This window comes from Duganella sp., assembly GCF_039595735.1.
GTDB lineage: Bacteria > Pseudomonadota > Gammaproteobacteria > Burkholderiales > Burkholderiaceae_D > Rugamonas.
In genome coordinates this window covers 49,048-67,258 of record NZ_JBCNLB010000017.1, presented here as the reverse complement: position 1 = coordinate 67,258, position 18,211 = coordinate 49,048, and the positions used below count along the sequence as shown (strand labels likewise).

The following is an 18,211-nucleotide window of genomic DNA, read 5'->3' as shown; positions in this document are numbered from 1 at the left end:
ATCAGTAATCGTCCAGCGACAGCAGGATGGGCTGCAGGATCGCCGCGCCCAGCGCCGCGCTGCGCGCGCCGTTCCAGCCGACGTTCGGGTCCGGCAGATCGGCGTTGTCCTTGAACGGCATCTCCAGCGTCAGCGCCAGGCAGCCGAAGTGGTGGCCGACGTACTTGGAGGCCAGCGTCAGCATGTCTTCCTTGTACTTGCTGGCGGCATAGCCCACCTTGTCCTGGAAGTCCGGCGAGGCGTTCTTGTAGCGGTCAATAAAGGCCTGCTGCTTCAGGCGGCGCTCTTCGCTGAAGTTCTCCAGCATCTCGTTACCGGCCACGAAGTTGTACGGCAGCGCTTCATCGCCGTGAATATCGAAGAACATGTCGATGCCGGTTTCGTGCATTTTCTGCTTCACGTACAGCACTTCCGGGCTGCGCTCGACGGAAGGCGTCATCCACTCGCGATTCAGATTGGCGCCGGCCGCGTTGGTGCGCAGGTTGCCGCGCACCGAGCCGTCCGGGTTCATGTTCGGCACGATGTAGAACACGCAGCGCTGCAGCAGCTTGCGCGCGATCGGATTGGCGTCATCCAGCAGCGAATCGATCAGGCCTTCGATGAACCACTCGGCCATCGACTCGCCCGGGTGCTGGCGCGCGATGAACCAGATTTTCTTTTCCGCTTCCGGCTTGCCGATGACGACCAGGTTCATGTCGCGGCCATCCACGGTCGAACCCAGATCATGCACGCGGGCCAGCGGGTGCTCGCCCACTTCGCCCAGCAGGCGCAGGTGGCGCTCGAACGAATACGGCTCGAAGTAAGCATAATAGATGCTGTCGGTATCGGGCGTATGCCTGATCGTCATGACCTGGCCATCAAACGTGGTCGGCACGCGGAACCAGTTCTCGGTGTCGTAGCTGGCCACGGCCTGATAGTCCTCGTAGCCCTTGGCGTAGGTGGCCGAGCCGGCGTTCAGGAAGCGCATGTTCAGCTTTTGGCCGCGTGCGCCCTGGACCCGGAAGTGGAACCACTGGTGAATGTCCGCGTGCGAGTCCTTGCGCAGATTCAGTTCGATGGTGGCTGCGCTGTCGGCGCGCAGCACCTCAATGGCGCCCGAGTCAAAGTTTTGGCTGATTTTGATGGTCATGGTGATCCAATACTGAGTGAATTACTGTGACCATATTTTACCAGCACATCGGCGTCACTTTTTCTTCCACTGGGCTTCGATCTCTCCCAGCGCCTTTTCCGGCGCGCTGGTCACATCATTGACCGTGTAATCCGGCGGCACCGAAAACAGCCCCGCTGCCGGCTCGGCGCGTTTCAGGTTGGACAGCCGGAACACCGCCACGCCCGTGCGCGCATCGCTATGCTTCGAATACAGCGTCACCTGCAGCTCGGGCGAATACCAGCTTTCATCCGTCACCACGATCGGCTTGCGATTGCCCGCCTCACCGGCCGGGATCTCATAGCTGCGTAATTTGCCCTCGGCCTTGAGGCCTTCGATAGTCCGTGTGCCCAGGTCCTTGGTGATGGTCTTGCTGGCCCACTTCATGTCGCCGTAGGCGCCGGCGACCAGCGGAACGATATTCGCGTAGGTATTGCTGTTCGGCGTTGCGCGCTTGATGATGACGTCCTCGCCATCCTTGCGTTCATTCTCGATGCGGGCCTTGATCGCCGATCCGGCGGCCGTACCCACCGCCGCGGCCCTGGCATTGATACGGTCCAGTGACAACTTGATCGCAAGCCTGGCTGCCGGCACCAGGGTGTACATCGCATTGTCTGCGGCGGTCTGGATCGTGATGCTTTGCACCTCCCCATTGGGGCCGCGTATTTCCTGCCGCGTATTGCCGGCGCTGTCGCGATAGTGCAATGTGCTGGTCTTGCTGGTGATCTGATTGCCGTCGGCCAGGTCACGCTGGGTCTCCTGATCCACCACCGCGCTGTAGGGCGCATTCTTGACGACCTTGGCGGGCGATGGCTCGACCTCGGTCGCCGCAGCGGATACAAACAGGCAGCCGAGCAAGGCGGAAAGCAGTATTTTCTGAGTCTTCATATCATCCTCTGACAGGTGGGTTGCTACAAGCTGGAAAGACGGAGCGCGAGCGGCTGGCCATCGGCGCCGATCAGCATTTCGGCGCGGACCTGGTCGCCGGCATTTTCAGGCGTGAGCGGCACGCCGAGGCCAGCCAGTGCGGTGCGGGCGATGCGGGTCTCGACGACGCGCGGATCGGGATCGCTGCGGATACGCTCAAGCGGCTCCAGCGCGATGAATGGTCCGGCAAACGGTACGGCGTGCGCCGCCACCTGCGGCTGCGTGTGCAATGACAGCACCAGCACCACCAGCGCCGCGCTGGCCAGGCCGCCCGCCATGCCCCACCGGGCGGCGGAGATGCGCTGACACCAGCGCCGCTTCGGATGCTGCCGCGCGAAAGCGGCCATCAGCGCGTCTTCCACGGCGGGCGGCGTATCGCGTTCCGCCAGCGCGCCGCGCAGGGCATCCAGCAAGGGATCTCGGGATTCGTCAGTATGCATGGTCAGCTCTTCTCAGGCAGATTTAATCAGGGTGGAGCGATGGGCCGCCAATCGTTTCGCCAGCGCGGCGCGGCCACGCGACAGGCGTGAGCGCACCGTGCCGATATCGATCTGGCACACGGCGGCCACCTCCAGGTAGGACAGGTCGTGCAATTCGTACAGGATGACGACATCGCGGTAGGCCGGCGGCAGCAGGGACAGCGCACGCCGCACCTCCTCGGCCACCTCGTTGTCCAGCATGCGGGCCAGCGGTTCGGCGGCCTCGCTGCCGCTGTCGAATTCCAGCTCGCCCTCCTCGTCCGGCTCGGACAGGCTGGCGTGGCGCAGGCGTGGTTCCTCGTGCTTGAGCAGCAGATTGCGGGCCACGCCAAACAGGAAGGCACGCAGCTCGCCGCGCAGGGGATCGAAGCGCAGACTGTCCGTCAGCAGGCCCATGAACACTTCCTGGACGATGTCGGCCGCGGTGTCGGCAGAGCCGCTGCGCAGCAGCGCGAAGCGGAACAGCGCGCCCTGGTGGCGCCGGTACAGCGCCTGGAATGCGGCCGCAGTCCCGCTGCGCATCTGGCGCAGCAAATCGGTATCGGCAGTAATGGTGGAGATGGTCATCGTCTGGGCGTCATCGTCGGGTCTTGATCATATTCCGGCGAGGCCGCCGAAAAGTTCCAACAATTTTGCTCAAGACACGAAACCCGCCCCACGAGGGGCTAGCGCTCCGGCAGCTCGTGGATCGCGATCCCTTCGATCGGGTCGATGGGCTGGTCCCATGGCCGCAGCTTCATGAAGCGCCGGGTATCGTCATAGCCCGCCTGCCAGCGCGCGCGGATGCCGGTCGCGCTGAAGTCGATGTCCTTGGTGTGGTCTTCGTTGCCGATGCGCGGCGCGCGCAGCGACACCACATGCATGTCAGTGCCGCAGCCCCAGGAGGCCAGTTCACGCACTTCCGGCAGCGCCAGTTCCGCATCCGGCAGGTGGTGCGTCAGCTCGCGGATCACATGACGCAGGCGGTGCAGCCTGCGCTGCTGTTCGATATTGCTGGCGCGGCTGGCGTACTGGATCTCCTTGTGCTTATCCAGCACATCGAGCACGCTTTCCGGCTCGCTGCCATCCGGATTCCACACCTGTACCGAGAAGATCACCGAACTGCGGCGCGGCTCATCGTCCAGCACCGCCTCGATCGGCGTGTTGGAGTAGATGCCGCCGTCCCAATACGGCTCGCCATCGATGCGCACCGCCGGGAAGGCCGGCGGCAGCGCGCCGGACGCCATCACGTGGTCCACGCACAGCGGCTCCTTGCGCGTATCGAAGTAGCGCATGGTGCCGTTACGGGCATTGACCGCGCCCACCGTCATGCGCATCTGCTTGTCATTGAGGTAGCGGAAATCGACCAGGTCTTCCAGCGTGCTGCGCAAGGGTGTGGTCAGGTAAAAGGAGGCATGTTCGACGCCGACGCGCGCCTCGGGATTCCACCAGGACGGCAGGTTGGGTTCAAAGAAGGCGGGAATGCCCTGCCCCACCGTGATGGCATTGGCCACCGCGCGCGGCATGGTGGCAAAGCCGAAGGAGTTGCGTTCCATGCGATGCCAGAACTCGCGCAGCTGATCCAGCCGGCGCTGCGGCGGATTGCCGGCGATGATGGCGCCATTGATGGCGCCGATGGAAGTGCCGATCACCCAGTCGGGCTCAATGCCGGCTTCGTGCATGGCCTGATACACGCCCAACTGGTAGGCGCCCAAGGCGCCGCCGCCCTGCAGGACCAGAACAATCTGGCCAGGCAAGGCGGTCGATGGTGAACAAGCAGGATTGGACTTCAAGTCTGACCTCCACGATGCGCTGCAACGTGGAGATTGTAAGCCATCTTTACGCCAGGTTGACACCGCGCGCTTTTAACGCTGCGCGCACGCCCGCGCCGTAAGCCAGATCCGCCTGGTCAAAGTGGGCCAGCTGGCGCTCGATGATCTCGATGTTCACCTGGCTCAGCGGACCGGCGATGTTGTTGAACAGGTTTTGCTGTTCTTCGGCCGGCATCAGGCGGAACAGGTCACCGGCCTGGGTGTAGTCGTCCTCCTTGCCGCGGCCATCGTAACGGCCGGCGGCGCCGTCCAGCGCCAGCGGCGGTTCGCCGTGGCCCATGCCGTGCGGGTTGCTGCCGTTGGCCTGCACCGGGTCGTAATTGACCGCCGCACCGCCATTGGCGCCGGCCATGGCGCCGTCGCGCTGCTGGTTGTGGAACGGGCAGCGCGGCGCGTTCACCGGCAGGTGCTGGTGGTTGGTGCCGACGCGGTACAGCTGCGCGTCGTGGTAAGCAAACAGGCGCGCCTGCAGCATCTTGTCCGGCGAGTAGCCCATGCCCGGCACCACATTCGATGGCGACAAGGCAGCCTGCTCGACTTCCGCGTGATAGTTGACCGGATTGCGGTTCAGTTCCAGCACGCCGACCGGCAGCAGCGGGAAGTCCTTGTGCGGCCACACCTTGGTCAGGTCGAACGGATTCCAGCCGGTGCGCGCTTCCCATGCCGCCAGTTCAGCCTCGGTGGCGACTTGCACCTTGACGTCCCAGCGCGGGAAGTCGCCTTGCGCAATCGCGTTGAACAGGTCGCGCTGCGCGTAGTCCGGATCGGTGCCGGCGATGCGCGTGGCTTGTTCCGCGCTCAGGTTCCTGACGCCCTGCTGCGTCAGGAAGTGCCACTTCACGTAGACGCGTTCACCGGCGGCGTTAATCAGGCTGTAGGTGTGGCTGCCGAAACCGTGCATGTGGCGATAGCCGTCCGGCGTGCCGCGGCTGGAGAACAGCGTGGTCACCTGGTGCAGGCTTTCCGGCGTGCGGCTCCAGAAATCGAACATCGCGGTCGGCGATTTCAGATTGGTTTGCGGATCGCGTTTTTGCGTATGGATGAAGTCCGGGAATTTGATGCCATCCTTGAGGAAGAACACCGGCGTGTTATTCCCGACCAGATCCCAGTTGCCTTCCTCGGTATAGAAGCGCACCGCAAAGCCGCGTGGATCGCGCTCGGTATCGGCGCTGCCCTTCTCGCCGCCCACGGTGGAGAAGCGCATGAAGGTTTCGGTCTGCTTGCCCACTTCGGCAAACAGCTTTGCTTTCGAATACTTGGTGATGTCGTGCGTGACAGTGAAGGTGCCGTAAGCGCCCGAACCCTTGGCGTGCACCACGCGCTCAGGAATGCGCTCGCGGTTGAAGTGCTGGAGTTTCTCGATCAGGTGGAAGTCTTGCAGCAGCACCGGGCCACGCGGGCCGGCGGTCAGGGAATTCTGGTTGTCGGCGACAGGAATGCCGGATGCGGTCGTAATTTTCATGACTATGACTCCTCGTTGTTTGATAGCGTAGAGCTATTTTAAACAACGAGCGTCATAAATAAAAACTATAAATATCTATTAACTTGATAGGTATAGCCTAAACTTCTTTGATGCGCTTGGCGATGTGGGCCAGCGCGTCCTCCACCTGATCGATCAGGATCAGGCACAAGTCCCCGTCCTGCAGGCGCGCCAGCGCCGTATCGATGGCTTTGAACTCGCCGTAGATCTCTTCGATGTGCGAGGTGCGCGGCGCGCCGTTCAGGCCCGAACGCAGCAGCGCCACCACTTCGCCATCCACCCGGCCACGCTGGCAGGCGTCTTCGTACAGCAGCACGTCGTCAAACGCGCGGCCGAGGATTTCGGTCTGCTGCGTGATGTCCTGGTCGCGGCGGTCGCCGGCGCCCGAGATCACCACCACGCGGCGCTTGGCCGGCATGGTCTCCACCGCCTTCACCAGCGCCAGGATGGCGTCCGGATTGTGGCCGTAGTCGGCGATCAGGGTCGCGCCCTTGTAGTCGAACACATTGAAACGGCCCGGCGCATTGTCGGAATCGTTGGCGAAGGTTTTCAGGCCGAGGCGGATCGCGTCCCAGCTGATGCCCACGCCCCACGCCGCCGCCACCGACGCCATCACGTTCTCCACCTGGAAGCCGATGGTGCCGTTGCGGGTGATCGGCACCGCCGACAGCGGAATGGTGTGCTGCTCGCGCCCTTCCGCCGCCACGATGTGGCCATTTTCCACGTACACGGTGCGGCTGCCCTGCGCCAGATGGGTGGCGATCACCGGATGCGTGCGGTCGGCGCCGAAGAAGATCACCTTGCCGCGGCAGTTGGTCGCCATGCCGGCCACGATAGGATCGACCGCGTTCAGCACCGCGAAGCCGCTCTCCGAGACATTCTGCACGATCACGCGCTTGAGTACCGCCAGGTCTTCCACTGTGGTGATGTAATTCAGCCCCAGGTGGTCGCCCATGCCGATGTTGGTCACCACCGCCACCTGGCAGCGGTCGAAGGCCAGGCCTTCGCGCAGGATGCCGCCGCGCGCGGTTTCAAACACCGCCGCGTCGACGTCCGGATGCAGCAGCACGTTGCGCGCGCTGCGCGGACCGGAGCAATCACCGCTGTCGGTCTGGCGGCCTTCGATGTAGACGCCGTCGGTATTGGTCATGCCGGTGCGCAGGCCGCTGGCGGTCAGCAGATGCGCAATCAGGCGCACGGTGGTGGTCTTGCCGTTGGTGCCAGTCACCGCCACCACCGGAATGCGGCCGTTCTCGCCTGGCGCAAACATGGTGTTGACGATGGCCTCGCCCACCGCGCGGCCTTTACCGAACGATGGCGCGATGTGCATGCGCAGGCCTGGCGCGGCGTTCACTTCCACCACGCCGCCGCGCTGGTTTTCAATCGGTTCCAGCACGTTGTCGCAAACCACGTCCACGCCGCACAGATCGAGGCCGATCATTTGCGCCGCTTCCACCGCACGCGCCGCCACTTCCGGATGCACGTCATCGGTGACGTCGGTGGCGGTGCCGCCGGTCGACAGGTTGGCGTTGTTGCGCAGGATGACGCGCTGGCCGTGGGCCGGCACGGAATCGGCCTGCAGCCCTTGCAGCGCCAGGCGCGCAATGGCGATGTCGTCGAAACGGATCTTGGTCAGCGAAGTGGAGTGGCCCGAGCCGCGGCGCGGATCGGCATTGACGATGTCCACCAGTTCGCGCACGGTGTGCTTGCCGTCGCCCACCACATGCGGCGGATCGCGGCGCGCCGCTGCCACCAGCTTGTTGCCGATGACGAGCAGACGATAATCGTGGCCCGGCAGGTAGCGCTCGACCATCACGTCGTCGCGGAATTCCTTGGCGGTGCGGAAGGCGGCTTCCAGGTGTTCCCTGGTCATGATGTTAACCGTCACGCCCTTGCCCTGATTGCCGTCCTTCGGCTTCACCACCACCGGCAGGCCGATTTCCTGCGCGGCCTTCCAGGCGTCGGCTTCATCTTCCACCGAGCGGCCAATCGGCACCGGCACGCCGGCCGCGTGCAGCAGCTTCTTGGTCAGTTCCTTGTCCTGCGCGATGGTCTCGCCGATGGCGCCGGTGCTGTCCATTTCAGCGGCCTGGATGCGGCGCTGTTTCGAGCCCCAGCCGAACATCACCATCGAGCCTTCGGTCAGGCGGCGGAAAGGAATGTCACGCGCGATGGCGGCATTGACGATGGCGCCGGTGCTTGGACCAAGGCGCACGTCTTCATCGAGATCGCGCAGCTCTTCCAGTGAGGCGTGCAGGTCGAACGGCGTGTCTTTCAGCGCTGCGTTGATCAGCGCCTCCGCCAGTTCGACCGCGCGGCGGCCGACCGCTTCCTCGGTGTATTCCACCACGGTCTGGTAGATGCCGTTTTCCAGCGTGGCGGTGGTGCGGCTGAAGGTGACCGGGCAGCCGGCTTGCGCCTGCAGGCTCAGTGCCGCCACTTCCAGCACGCGGGCCAGCGAAACAGGTCCGGTGGTGCCGGTCGGCTGCAGTGCGCCGATGGCCGGGAAGCGCGTGCGCAGGCGCTGCTCAAAACCTGCCAGCGTTGCGATCGATTGTTCTTCCGGCGGGCACGAGACGATGACTTCCACCGCGGTGTGGTGGCTCCACAGGTTCGGGCCGCGAAGGGCGCGGGTGCGTATGACTTCCATATGAATCTTCTTATTCTTTCAGTGATAACGATCAGTGATGCGTTTTCTTCGGCGACGCTTCCCAGGTGCGCAGGCCGGCGCCGATCAGGTCCGGCGTCAGGCCCAGCGCCCAGCCGGCGGCAATCGCGGCCAGCACGGCTTCCGGCGGCACCAGCGGCGACAACGGCAGGCTGGCGACTTCGTCACCGCCATTCGCCATCACGATGCAATCCTTGCGCTGGAACACCACGCGCTTGCCATCCTGACGATGGGCGGCGATGGCGTCCAGATGCTCATCCACACCGTAGAAAATCACTTCGCCGTCGCACAGATCGGCCATCTCCACCACTTGCGGATCGGCGGCATTCAGCACCGCTGCACCGCTTGGCAGCACCACGTCCACCTGCGTGCGCAGCACGTTGTACAGGCGGTCCTCGCTGTCGATGTGGAACTCGCTCACGGCTTCCAGACCGCTGACGTCCGTCACCACGCCAACCGCGCATTTGTCGTAAGCCAGGCCCTCGGCCAGGATCATGCGCGCGCTGTTTTCAAACACGCCGGCTTCAACGTTCTTGTTCAGCAGCAGGCGCTCGCCGGTTTCCCATGCGCTCAGGCCATCGAGCGGCAGCTCGCGGCCGTTGACGAACAAGCCTTCGGCACAAGTCAGGCCGGTTTTCTTGCCGCTGATTTGCAGCAGCCACGCCACCAGGCGCGCGGTCATGGTGGTGCCGTGCGTACCGGTGATGCCGACGATCGGCATGCGGCCGGTGGCTTCGCCAAACAGATGCTCGACGATCGCCTCGCCCACATTGCGCGGCTCGCCCACCGCCGGCTTCAGGTGGGCCAGCAGGCCCGGGCTGGCGTTGACTTCGATGATGGCGCCGCCGGTTTCCTCCAGCGGACGCGAAATGTCGGAAGTCACCAGATCAATGCCGGCGATGTCCAGGCCGACCACGCGCGCCGCCAACGCCGCCATTGCGGCCACCTGCGGGTGCACCTTGTCGGTGACATCGACCGCCACATTGCCGTTCGGCTGGATCAGCACTTTCACGCCTTCGGCCGGCACCGATGCGTGGCTCAGGTTCTGGCGTTGCAGTTCAAGGATGATCTCGCCCGATTCATGCGGCTTGACCAGGCCCAGTGGGAATTCCTCGGTCTCGCCGCGGCGCGGGTCGGTGTTGATTTGGTTGTTGCACAGTTCCAGCACGGTGGACTTGCCGTCGCCGGTCACCCACAGCGACTCGCCGGCAGCGGCGGCCACCACGCGGCGGCCCACCACCAGCAGGCGGTGCTCGTCGCCGGCAATGAAGCGCTCGACGATCACGCTGCTGCTGTCGCCCTCTGCCGCCGCCAGGGCGTAAGCGGCGGCGATATCGGCTTCGGTGCTCAGGTTGAGCGAAACGCCGCGGCCATGGTTGCCGTCATACGGCTTGAGCACCACCGGCAGCCCGATGTCCTGCGCGGCGCTCCATGCTTCAGCGGCGCTCTTCACCAGTTCGCCTTCCGGCACCGGCACGCCGCACGACGAGATCAGGGTCTTGGTCAGATCCTTGTCGCTGGCGATGCCTTCAGCGATGGCCGAGGTGTGTTCGGTTTCAGCGGTCCAGATGCGGCGCTGCGCGGCGCCATGACCCAGCTGGACCAGATTGCCGTCGGTCAGACGGATGTGCGGGATCTTGCGCACGCCGGCGGCGTCCACGATGTTGCCGGTGCTCGGGCCGAGGCACAGGCTTTCGACCATGTCGGTCAGCCTGGTCACGGTGGCGTCGAGGTCGTAAGGCCGGTCTTCAATCGTGGCCATCAGCAGATCGCGGCCGGCGGCCAGCGCGGCGCGGCCGACTTCTTCCTGGCGGGTGCGGAAAGCCATCTTGTACAAGCCGCTGTCCGGAATAATTTCCCGGGTCTTGCCGAAGCCGGTCTTCATGCCGGCCAGGTTTTGCAGTTCCAGCACCACGTGTTCGAGGATGTGGCCGGCATAGGTGCCGTCGCGCAGGCGTTCCAGGAAGCCGCCGTGCTCGCCCACGCCGCAGCGGTGGACGATCAGGCCCGGCAGGATCGTCGTCAGACGCTCGTACAAACCGGGCAGCAAATTCGAGGGGAAATTCTCCAGCTCGCCGATATCCAGCCACGCCTCGATCACCGGGCGGTAGGTCCAGATATTGGGTCCGCGCAAATAAGTGACGCGGAGAATTTCGATGTCTTTCTTCTTAGTCATGTATTGATTCTTGTAACTTTGTTATCGGCTGAGCCAGCCCGCGCCGCGTATTGTAAACCCTTAAACCCTGTATGCCGGGCAAGCTGCCGTGCGGTATACTTGCCGCGATCGCAAAACGTTAATTTTATTGTTCTCTGTCAAATGTTTAATCACTGACAGAATACCGTAAAGTGGCCGTTATATCAGCCTTTTCCCCTCTGGAGTACGCCGCACGATGACAACCGAACAACTTCCCACCGTATCCAACCCTGGCGATCTCCCTGAACGCTGGCGTTCCGAGATACAGGCACAACTTTCCCAAGGGGAAAACGTTGTAAGTGCCCTGGAGGTTGACCTGGATCAGCAACTTCGTTTTTCCAAGGGGATTGTGGTCATTACACCAAGCCGCGTGCTGGCGCACGCGCCGGGCGCGGCGCGCTGGGAATCGTGGCCGTTCACGCAGGATCTGGTGCTGAAGCATCACGACCACGCCGGCGTCGGCCATCTGGAGCTGGTCAATGCGCACGGCCGCCTGGGCGCGTGGCGCTTCACGCTGGGACAGAATCTGGCGGCGATCCGCCTGGTCGAGCAATTCGACGCCCACCTCGACAGCCACGCCAGCGGCGAACCGGTGGTGCTGGACGATAAAAACATCTGCCCGAGCTGCAAGGCGCCGATGGAGCCGGATCAGGAAGAATGCCCGGTCTGCACCAAGGTGGTCTACACGCCGCCGTCGACCTGGACCCTGTTCCGCCTGTGGCGCTTCGCCCGTCCCTACAAATGGCAGCTGGCGCTCGGCTTCACCCTGATGCTGCTGTCCACCGGCGCGCACATGATTCCGCCCTACCTGACCATCCCGCTGATGGACAATGTGCTGATTCCTTACCAGAACGGCAAGGCGGTCGATCCGATGCTGGTGGTGTGGTACATGTCCGGCCTGGTGGGCGCGTCGGTGCTGGCGTGGATTTTCGGCTGGGGCAAAACCTATGTGCTGGCGCTGGCCTCGGAGCGCATCGGCGCCGACCTGCGCACCACCACCTACGAACACCTGCTGCAGCTGTCGCTGGAATACTTCAGCGGCAAACGCACCGGCGACCTGATGTCGCGCATCGGCTCGGAAAGTGACCGCATTTGCGTGTTCCTGTCGCTGCACCTGCTGGACTTCCTGTCCGACTGCCTGATGATCATCATGACCGGCGTGATCCTGCTGAATCTCGATCCGTGGCTGGCCATCTGCACGCTGGCGCCGCTGCCCTTCATCGCCTGGATGATCCATCTGGTGCGCGACCGCTTGCGCACCGGCTTTGAGAAGATCGACCGCGTGTGGGGCGAAGTGACCAACGTGCTGGCCGATACCATACCCGGCATCCGCGTGGTGAAAGCCTTCGCGCAGGAAGCGCGCGAAGCGAACCGCTTCCGCACCGCCAACAAGCACAATCTGGCCGTCAACGATAAGCTGAACAAGGTGTGGTCGCTGTTTTCGCCGACCGTGTCCTTCCTGACTGAATTGGGTTTGCTGGTGATCTGGGTGTTCGGTATCTACCAAGTCTCCAAGGGCAATATCACGGTGGGTGTGCTGTCATCCTTCATCGCTTACGCCAGCCGCTTCTACGGCCGCCTGGATTCGATGAGCCGCATTGTGTCGGTGACGCAGAAATCGGCGTCGGCGGCCAAGCGTATCTTTGACATTCTCGATCACGTGTCGTCGGTGCCGGAGCCGGTGAATCCGGTCAAGCTGAATCAGGTCGAGGGTAATATCAGCCTGCGTGAAGTCGGCTTCCGCTACGGTAACCGCGCGGTCAACCGCGGCATCAATCTGGATATCAAGGCGGGACAGATGGTGGGCCTGGTCGGCCATTCTGGTTCCGGCAAATCCACGCTGGTCAACCTGATCTGCCGCTTCTACGATGTGGCGGAAGGCGCGATCCTGCTGGATGGCGTGGACATCCGCCAGTTCGCGGTGTCGGACTATCGCCGCAATATCGGCCTGGTGCTGCAGGAGCCGTTCCTGTTCTTCGGCACCATTGCCGAGAATCTGGCCTACGGCAAGCCGGATGCGACGCGCGAGGAAATCATCGCCGCGGCACGCGCCGCCCATGCGCACGAATTCATCCTGCGTCTGCCGCAGGGTTACGACTCGATGGTCGGCGAGCGCGGCCAGGGCCTGTCGGGCGGTGAACGTCAGCGCATCTCGATCGCGCGCGCGCTGCTGATCGATCCGAAGATCCTGATCCTCGACGAAGCCACCGCCTCGGTGGACTCGGAGACCGAAAAAGAAATCCAGCGCGCGCTGGACAATCTGGTGCAAGGCCGCACCACCATCGCGATTGCGCACCGTCTGTCGACGCTGCAGAAAGCCGACCGTCTGGTGGTATTGGATCGCGGCGTGGTGGTGGAAGACGGTCCGCACGACGAACTGATGGCGCTGGAAGGCGCTTACTACCGCCTGTATCAGGCGCAGGCGCGCAATGCGGAACTGGGCAAGGAAGAATAAGATGACGACGCAATTTGAACTGATCCGCAATCCCTTTGGCAAACTGGTGCTGACCACCACCGAGGGCGTGGTGCACGAAGGCGTGTCGCCGGTGCGCGCTTTCCCGGTGCAGGCGCCGGAAGACGGCATCTCGCTGCTCAACAACGACGGCAAGGAAGTGGCGTGGATTGACCGCATTGCCGACCTTCCCGCGGCCATTGGCGCGCTGGTGAGCGAAGAACTGAGCGGGCGGGAATTCATGCCGGAGATCGCGCGCATCAACAGCGTCACCAGCTACGCCACGCCATGCACCTGGTCCGTGGCGACCGATCGTGGCGACACCGAATTCGTCCTGCGCGGCGAAGAAGACATCCGCCGTTTGACGATCGACACCCTGCTGATCACCGACATCCACGGCATCCACTACCTGATCCGCGACCTGCGCGAGCTCGACAAGCACAGCAAAAAAATCATTGACCGCTTCCTGTAAGCGTAGTCAGCCCTTCCGTACTGATCTATCGCAAAGCAGGCGCCAAAAGCGCCTGCATGATGGAATCGTGCGCCCATCGCCGGCGCCGGAAAGGCCTACAATGTAGTCCCTTGAGCCGAAATCTCATTTTCCGCAGCGTCCGCCGCCTAAACGGAAGCGCAAGCGCCGCAAGCCCGCACCGCCCAATCCGCAGCCTACGAAGGAGGAAACTCATCATGGACGAAGACAAGGACGAGCTGTACTTTAATTGCCGCTATGGGCAGCGGCTATGCCAACGCACCGCTCGCTTTTACCGTCGCATTCAGACGACGCTTACCTTCATGAGCCTGCTTGCTGGCAGTAGCGCCGTCGCTACGTTGGCTGCGCAAATGCCGGCGCAATCAGCGTGGCTGCTGGCGACCTTTGCAGTATTCGGTTGCATCAACCTTGCCATCCGACCAGCAGAGCGCATTGCGGCCAACGAAGCCGACGTCAGGAAGTACGGTACGCTACTGACCAAACTTAACCTGCTGGCTCCACCTGCCCTTCAGCAACTACTCGATGAAGCACGGCAATCAGACACCTCGGAAATCGAGCAACTGCGGCCAGTTGCCTACAACGATGTCGTGATGGAGATCGATGCGCCGGAGGCGTTGATTCCGCTGACGTCGATGCAAAAACTAATGGCCGTTTTGGCATAAAAAAAGCTCCCCGCAGGGAGCTTTTGACCAAACCAGCATTCCTTATTTTTCGCTGTACATATTGGCGTATTTCAGGCCAAAGTACAGGATAAAGGTGTAGCACGCAGCCGGGATCAGGAACGACAGCTGCAGGCTGACGGTGTCCGCCAGATACCCCTGTGCGAACGGCACCAGCGCGCCGCCCACGATTGCCATGCACAGCACGCCCGAGCCCTGGCCGGTCAGCGGACCCAGTTTGTTCAGCGCCATCGAGAAGATGGTCGGGAACATGATGGAGTTGAACAGGCCCACCGCCAGGATTGCCCACATCGCCAGCGTACCGCCGCTGAAAATCGCCAGCAGCACCAGCACGATCACCGCAGCCGCATTGAAGGCCAGCGCCTTGCCCGGGCTGATGGTGCGCATCACGGCGAAGCCGATGAAGCGGCCGATCATGGCGCCGCCCCAGTAGAAGCTGACGTAATGCGCCGCATCCGCCGCCGACAGACTGGCCACTTTAGGATCGCCCAGGAAGTTGATCAGGAAGCTGCCGATGCTGACTTCACCGCCCACGTACAGGAAGATCGCCACCGCGCCCAGCGCCAGGTGGCGGTGCTTCAGCACTTCACTGAAGCCGCCTTTGACGCTGCTGTCTTCCGCATCAACGATCTTCGGCAGACGCGCCATCGCAAACAGGATGGCCAGCACCAGCAGCGCCCCGGCCAGGGCCAGATAAGGGCCTTGCACGCTGGCCGCTTCCTTGGCGTGATACGCTGCCTGCTCGGCGGCGGGCAGCCTGGCCAGATCATCAGCGCTCAGCACCACGCCGCCCAGAATCAGCATGCCACCCAGCGCCGGCGCCACGGTGGTGCCCAGCGAGTTGAAGGCCTGGGTCAGGGTCAGGCGGCTGGACGCCGTGCGTGGATCGCCCAGCACCGCCACGTAAGGATTGGCCGCCACCTGCAGGATGGTGATGCCGCCCGCCAGCACGAAGAAGGCAATCAGGAACAGCGTATAGCCGCTGGTCGCCGCCGGATAGAACAGCGCGCAACCGGCAGCCGCAATCGTCAGGCCGGCCACCGCGCCGTGCTGGTAGCCGATCTTCTTGATCAGCATACCGGCCGGCAGCGAGACGATGAAGTAGGCGCCGAAGAAGCAGAACTGCACCAGCATCGCCTGCACATAAGTCAGCGTGTAGACCGCCTTCAGGTGCGGGATCAGCACGTCATTCAGCGACGTCAGCAAACCCCACATGAAGAACAGGATGGTGACGATGACCAGCGGCCCGGTATTCCCGCTGGTCTGCGCCGGCTGCCCCGCTGCGACCGGTGCAGTTTGCGAATAGTGTTCCATACTTTTACATCTCCTCGTATTTTTTATTTAAAGTCCCCACACGCCAGCGCGTCCTTGTCCTTGGCGGCGCCGCCAACGATCTGGATGTTGGCGAACGTCGCGGCAAACGGCGCATCCGCGCTGACGCTGAATGGCGTGCTCAAAGCCGCCAGCGGCAAACCACGGTCCGCGAAGCACGACAGAGGGATTTTGACCGTCTGCTTGCCTGTTCCGGCCAGCCGCTGGAATACAGCGCTGGCGTCCAGCTCCACCGTTTCGATGCCGATTTGTACCTTGCCCTGCGGCGCCGCCGACACGATCGCATCAAACTGCAGCGCGCCGTCCGTGCTGGCGTAGGCCGGCAGCTTGATCGCCTTGCGGGCCTGCGCCTCCAGTTTTGCCGTGCCGGTCCAGGTCAGACGCTTGGCGTCCTGCTGGGTGTTGATCTGCGCGGTTTCCACCTTCACGGTCGGCAGGTTGAACACGGCATTCAGGTCCGCCCCCAACACCACCCGCTGGCCGCCACTGCTCACGTACAGGCCGTAAGTGGCGCGGTCCGTAGGATTGTACACCGGGACAGCCGTAGTTTTGCTACAACCGCCGTCAGGATAGCTCGTATCGAGCTGTGGCAGGTGGTTTTTGTTGCTGTAGTTCAGACCAAAACCATATTTGAACAAGGGATCGTAACCGGCGTCGCCCACGTTCAGCGGCGACTGGCAGGCCGATTTCGGCCACGAGAACGACAGCTTGCCGCGGAAGTCCTTGTTGATCTTGCCGTTGGCCTTGCGGAACAGGACGTCGGTCACGCCCTTGCCCTCGGTGCCCGGCAGCCAGGCGGCCACGAAGCTGTCCGACAGGTTAAGGAGGTCGTTGGTGTACAGCGGACGGCCGGTGATTGCCACCGTCACCACGGGCTTGCCCTTGCCCGACACCGCCTGCAGCACCGCCAGGTCTTCCGGATGACGGCCGGACAGGCGCAGCGTGCCGGCCGGGCCGATATCGCCATCGCCTTCAGCGTACGGCGTTTCGCCGATCACCGCGATCACCGCGTCGAACTGGCTGACATCCACGCCGGCCGCGTTTTCGCTGAAGGTGACATTGTCCTTGCCGGCGACGTCCTGGATCGCAGCCAGGATGGTGTCGCTGTATGGATAGTCGCTGTTCTTGTTGTCGGTGCCCTGCCAGGTCAGCGACCAGCCGCCCGACTGGTTGGCCATGTTGTCGGCGCTCTTGCCGACCACCAGAATCTTCTTGCCGCGCGCCAGTGGCAGCACATTGCCGTTATTCTTCAGCAGCACCAGCGACTCCTGCACTGCCTTGCGCGCCAGTGCGCGGTCCTGCAGCACTTCCTGTTTGCCGGCGTAGATGTTCTGCGAAGGCTTCTTGCCATCGAACAGACTGGAACGCATTTTCACGCGCAGGATGCGGGTCACCGCATCGTCGATGCGCGACATCGGGATCTCGCCCTTCTCCACCTGCGCGATGGTGTTGGCGATGAAGGTCTTCCATTTTTCCGGCACCATCACCAGATCGACACCGGCGTTGATCGACGCGGCGCAGCTGTCTTCCGCGCAGCCCGGCACTTCGGTGATGGCGTTCCAGTCGCTGACGATCAGGCCATCGAAGCCCATCTTCTCTTTCAGCGCCACGGTCAGCAGCTCGCGGCTGCCGTGCATCTTGCCGTGGTCGGTGCCGCCCTTGACGTCGTTCCAGCTGTTAAAGGACGCCATCACGGTCTGCACGCCGGCTTGCAGCGCCGGGGAGTAACCCTGCGCGTGGATGTTGATCATCTCCGACATGGTGGACTGGTTGACGCCGCGGTCCTTGCCCTCGAAAGTGCCGCCATCGCCGACGAAGTGCTTAGCGGTGGCCACCACGGTGTTATCGGATTTCAGGTCGCCTTGCAGGCCCTTGACGTAGCCGGCCGCGTAATCGCGCACGATGGCCGGATCTTCCGAGAAGCTCTCGTAAGTGCGGCCCCAGCGATCATCGCGCACCACCGCCAGCGTCGGCGCGAACACCCAGTCGATACCGGTGGCGCGCACTGCCTTCGCTACCGATTTGGCCATGTCCGCCACCAGTTTCGGATCGCGCGCGGCGCCCAGGCCGATGTTGTGCGGGAACAGCGTGGCGCCGTACATATTCGAGTTGCCGTGCATGGCGTCGATGCCCCAGATGACCGGGATCTGCACCTTCATGTCGGTGCTCATGGACGCGTCGTAGTAAGCGTCGGCCAGCTTGACCCAGTCGGCGGCGCTGGCGTGCTTGTTATTCTGCGGCCAGCTGCCGCCGCCATTCAGCACTGAGCCGATGTAGTATTTGCGGATATCTTCCGGCGTACTGAACTTGATTTCCGGCTGCGTCATCTGGCCGATCTTCTGCGCCAGCGTCATGCCGGCCACGATCTCCTTGATGCGCGCTTCCATCGCCTTGTCCTGCTTGACGGCGCTGGTGATGTGCGGCCAGTCGGTCAGCGGCCTGGCGGCTGGCGCGGCGATGGCGTTGGCGCTCAACGCCAGGGTTGCGGTCAGGACGGCGCGGCGCAGGATGTGGTTATGCGAATTCATTCAGTCTCTCTCCGTTGTAATAA

At 63.2% G+C, this 18,211-nt stretch carries 13 protein-coding genes; 3 read left to right on the top strand and 10 right to left on the bottom strand.

Annotation, left to right across the window (positions count from 1 at the left end; all coding sequences use genetic code 11):
• Window position 1: 1 nt before the first annotated feature.
• The 8 genes from ABDW57_RS22690 to cphA (ABDW57_RS22655) all read right to left on the bottom strand — a co-directional run bounded on the left by ABDW57_RS22690 (window position 2) and on the right by cphA (ABDW57_RS22655) (window position 10,688).
• Entirely contained in the window at window positions 2-1,129 is a 1,128-nt protein-coding gene (locus ABDW57_RS22690) for a M14-type cytosolic carboxypeptidase (protein ID WP_343732421.1), read from the bottom strand.
• A gap of 54 nt (window positions 1,130-1,183) precedes the next feature.
• Window positions 1,184-2,035, bottom strand: coding sequence for a hypothetical protein (locus ABDW57_RS22685; RefSeq protein ID WP_343732420.1), 852 nt, complete (start codon window positions 2,033-2,035; stop codon window positions 1,184-1,186).
• Window positions 2,036-2,058: 23 nt separating this feature from the next.
• A complete protein-coding gene (locus ABDW57_RS22680; protein ID WP_343732419.1) occupies window positions 2,059-2,514 on the bottom strand; it encodes a hypothetical protein in 456 nt (151 codons plus the stop codon).
• Between the two features lie 12 nt (window positions 2,515-2,526).
• Window positions 2,527-3,120 (bottom strand): RNA polymerase sigma factor, encoded by a 594-nt coding sequence (locus ABDW57_RS22675; protein WP_343732418.1) that lies wholly within the window; start codon window positions 3,118-3,120, stop codon window positions 2,527-2,529.
• Between the two features lie 98 nt (window positions 3,121-3,218).
• Complete coding sequence (locus tag ABDW57_RS22670) at window positions 3,219-4,325, bottom strand: patatin-like phospholipase family protein (protein WP_343732417.1); 1,107 nt, start codon at window positions 4,323-4,325, stop codon at window positions 3,219-3,221.
• A 46-nt stretch (window positions 4,326-4,371) separates the two neighbouring features.
• On the bottom strand, window positions 4,372-5,826 hold the full coding sequence (locus ABDW57_RS22665) for a catalase (protein ID WP_343732416.1): 1,455 nt from the start codon (window positions 5,824-5,826) through the stop codon (window positions 4,372-4,374).
• A gap of 97 nt (window positions 5,827-5,923) precedes the next feature.
• Window positions 5,924-8,494 carry a cyanophycin synthetase gene (gene cphA, locus ABDW57_RS22660; RefSeq protein WP_343732415.1) on the bottom strand — a complete coding sequence of 857 codons (2,571 nt, stop codon included), beginning with the start codon at window positions 8,492-8,494 and terminating at the stop codon, window positions 5,924-5,926.
• A gap of 31 nt (window positions 8,495-8,525) precedes the next feature.
• Window positions 8,526-10,688: a cyanophycin synthetase gene (gene cphA, locus ABDW57_RS22655; protein WP_343732414.1), complete on the bottom strand. Its 2,163-nt coding sequence runs from the start codon at window positions 10,686-10,688 to the stop codon at window positions 8,526-8,528.
• Window positions 10,689-10,902: 214 nt separating this feature from the next.
• On the opposite strand from cphA (ABDW57_RS22655), the gene ABDW57_RS22650 reads away from it, so the two are divergent.
• From ABDW57_RS22650 to ABDW57_RS22640, 3 genes are all read left to right on the top strand, one after another.
• Window positions 10,903-13,161 (top strand): ABC transporter ATP-binding protein, encoded by a 2,259-nt coding sequence (locus ABDW57_RS22650; RefSeq protein WP_343732413.1) that lies wholly within the window; start codon window positions 10,903-10,905, stop codon window positions 13,159-13,161.
• Window position 13,162: 1 nt separating this feature from the next.
• Window positions 13,163-13,630: a DUF1854 domain-containing protein gene (locus ABDW57_RS22645; RefSeq protein ID WP_343732412.1), complete on the top strand. Its 468-nt coding sequence runs from the start codon at window positions 13,163-13,165 to the stop codon at window positions 13,628-13,630.
• A gap of 215 nt (window positions 13,631-13,845) precedes the next feature.
• On the top strand, window positions 13,846-14,310 hold the full coding sequence (locus ABDW57_RS22640) for a hypothetical protein (protein ID WP_343732411.1): 465 nt from the start codon (window positions 13,846-13,848) through the stop codon (window positions 14,308-14,310).
• A gap of 42 nt (window positions 14,311-14,352) precedes the next feature.
• On the opposite strand, the gene ABDW57_RS22635 is transcribed toward ABDW57_RS22640, so the two are convergent.
• Window positions 14,353-15,642, bottom strand: a complete 1,290-nt coding sequence (locus tag ABDW57_RS22635) for a sugar MFS transporter (protein WP_343732410.1) — start codon at window positions 15,640-15,642, stop codon at window positions 14,353-14,355.
• Between the two features lie 23 nt (window positions 15,643-15,665).
• Window positions 15,666-18,188: a glycoside hydrolase family 3 N-terminal domain-containing protein gene (locus ABDW57_RS22630; protein WP_343732409.1), complete on the bottom strand. Its 2,523-nt coding sequence runs from the start codon at window positions 18,186-18,188 to the stop codon at window positions 15,666-15,668.
• Window positions 18,189-18,211 lie beyond the last annotated feature (23 nt).

Bases quoted from the DNA above. Each gene is read 5' to 3' on its own strand.
- ABDW57_RS22685 (WP_343732420.1), bottom strand. From the start codon at position 2,035: ATGAAGACTCAGAAAATACTGCTTTCCGCCTTGCTCGGCTGCCTGTTT.
- ABDW57_RS22650 (WP_343732413.1), top strand. From the start codon at position 10,903: ATGACAACCGAACAACTTCCCACCGTATCCAACCCTGGCGATCTCCCT.
- ABDW57_RS22635 (WP_343732410.1), bottom strand. From the start codon at position 15,642: ATGGAACACTATTCGCAAACTGCACCGGTCGCAGCGGGGCAGCCGGCG.
- cphA (WP_343732414.1), bottom strand. From the start codon at position 10,688: ATGACTAAGAAGAAAGACATCGAAATTCTCCGCGTCACTTATTTGCGC.
- cphA (WP_343732415.1), bottom strand. From the start codon at position 8,494: ATGGAAGTCATACGCACCCGCGCCCTTCGCGGCCCGAACCTGTGGAGC.
- ABDW57_RS22665 (WP_343732416.1), bottom strand. From the start codon at position 5,826: ATGAAAATTACGACCGCATCCGGCATTCCTGTCGCCGACAACCAGAAT.
- ABDW57_RS22645 (WP_343732412.1), top strand. From the start codon at position 13,163: ATGACGACGCAATTTGAACTGATCCGCAATCCCTTTGGCAAACTGGTG.
- ABDW57_RS22680 (WP_343732419.1), bottom strand. From the start codon at position 2,514: ATGCATACTGACGAATCCCGAGATCCCTTGCTGGATGCCCTGCGCGGC.
- ABDW57_RS22640 (WP_343732411.1), top strand. From the start codon at position 13,846: ATGGACGAAGACAAGGACGAGCTGTACTTTAATTGCCGCTATGGGCAG.
- ABDW57_RS22630 (WP_343732409.1), bottom strand. From the start codon at position 18,188: ATGAATTCGCATAACCACATCCTGCGCCGCGCCGTCCTGACCGCAACC.
- ABDW57_RS22690 (WP_343732421.1), bottom strand. From the start codon at position 1,129: ATGACCATCAAAATCAGCCAAAACTTTGACTCGGGCGCCATTGAGGTG.
- ABDW57_RS22675 (WP_343732418.1), bottom strand. From the start codon at position 3,120: ATGACCATCTCCACCATTACTGCCGATACCGATTTGCTGCGCCAGATG.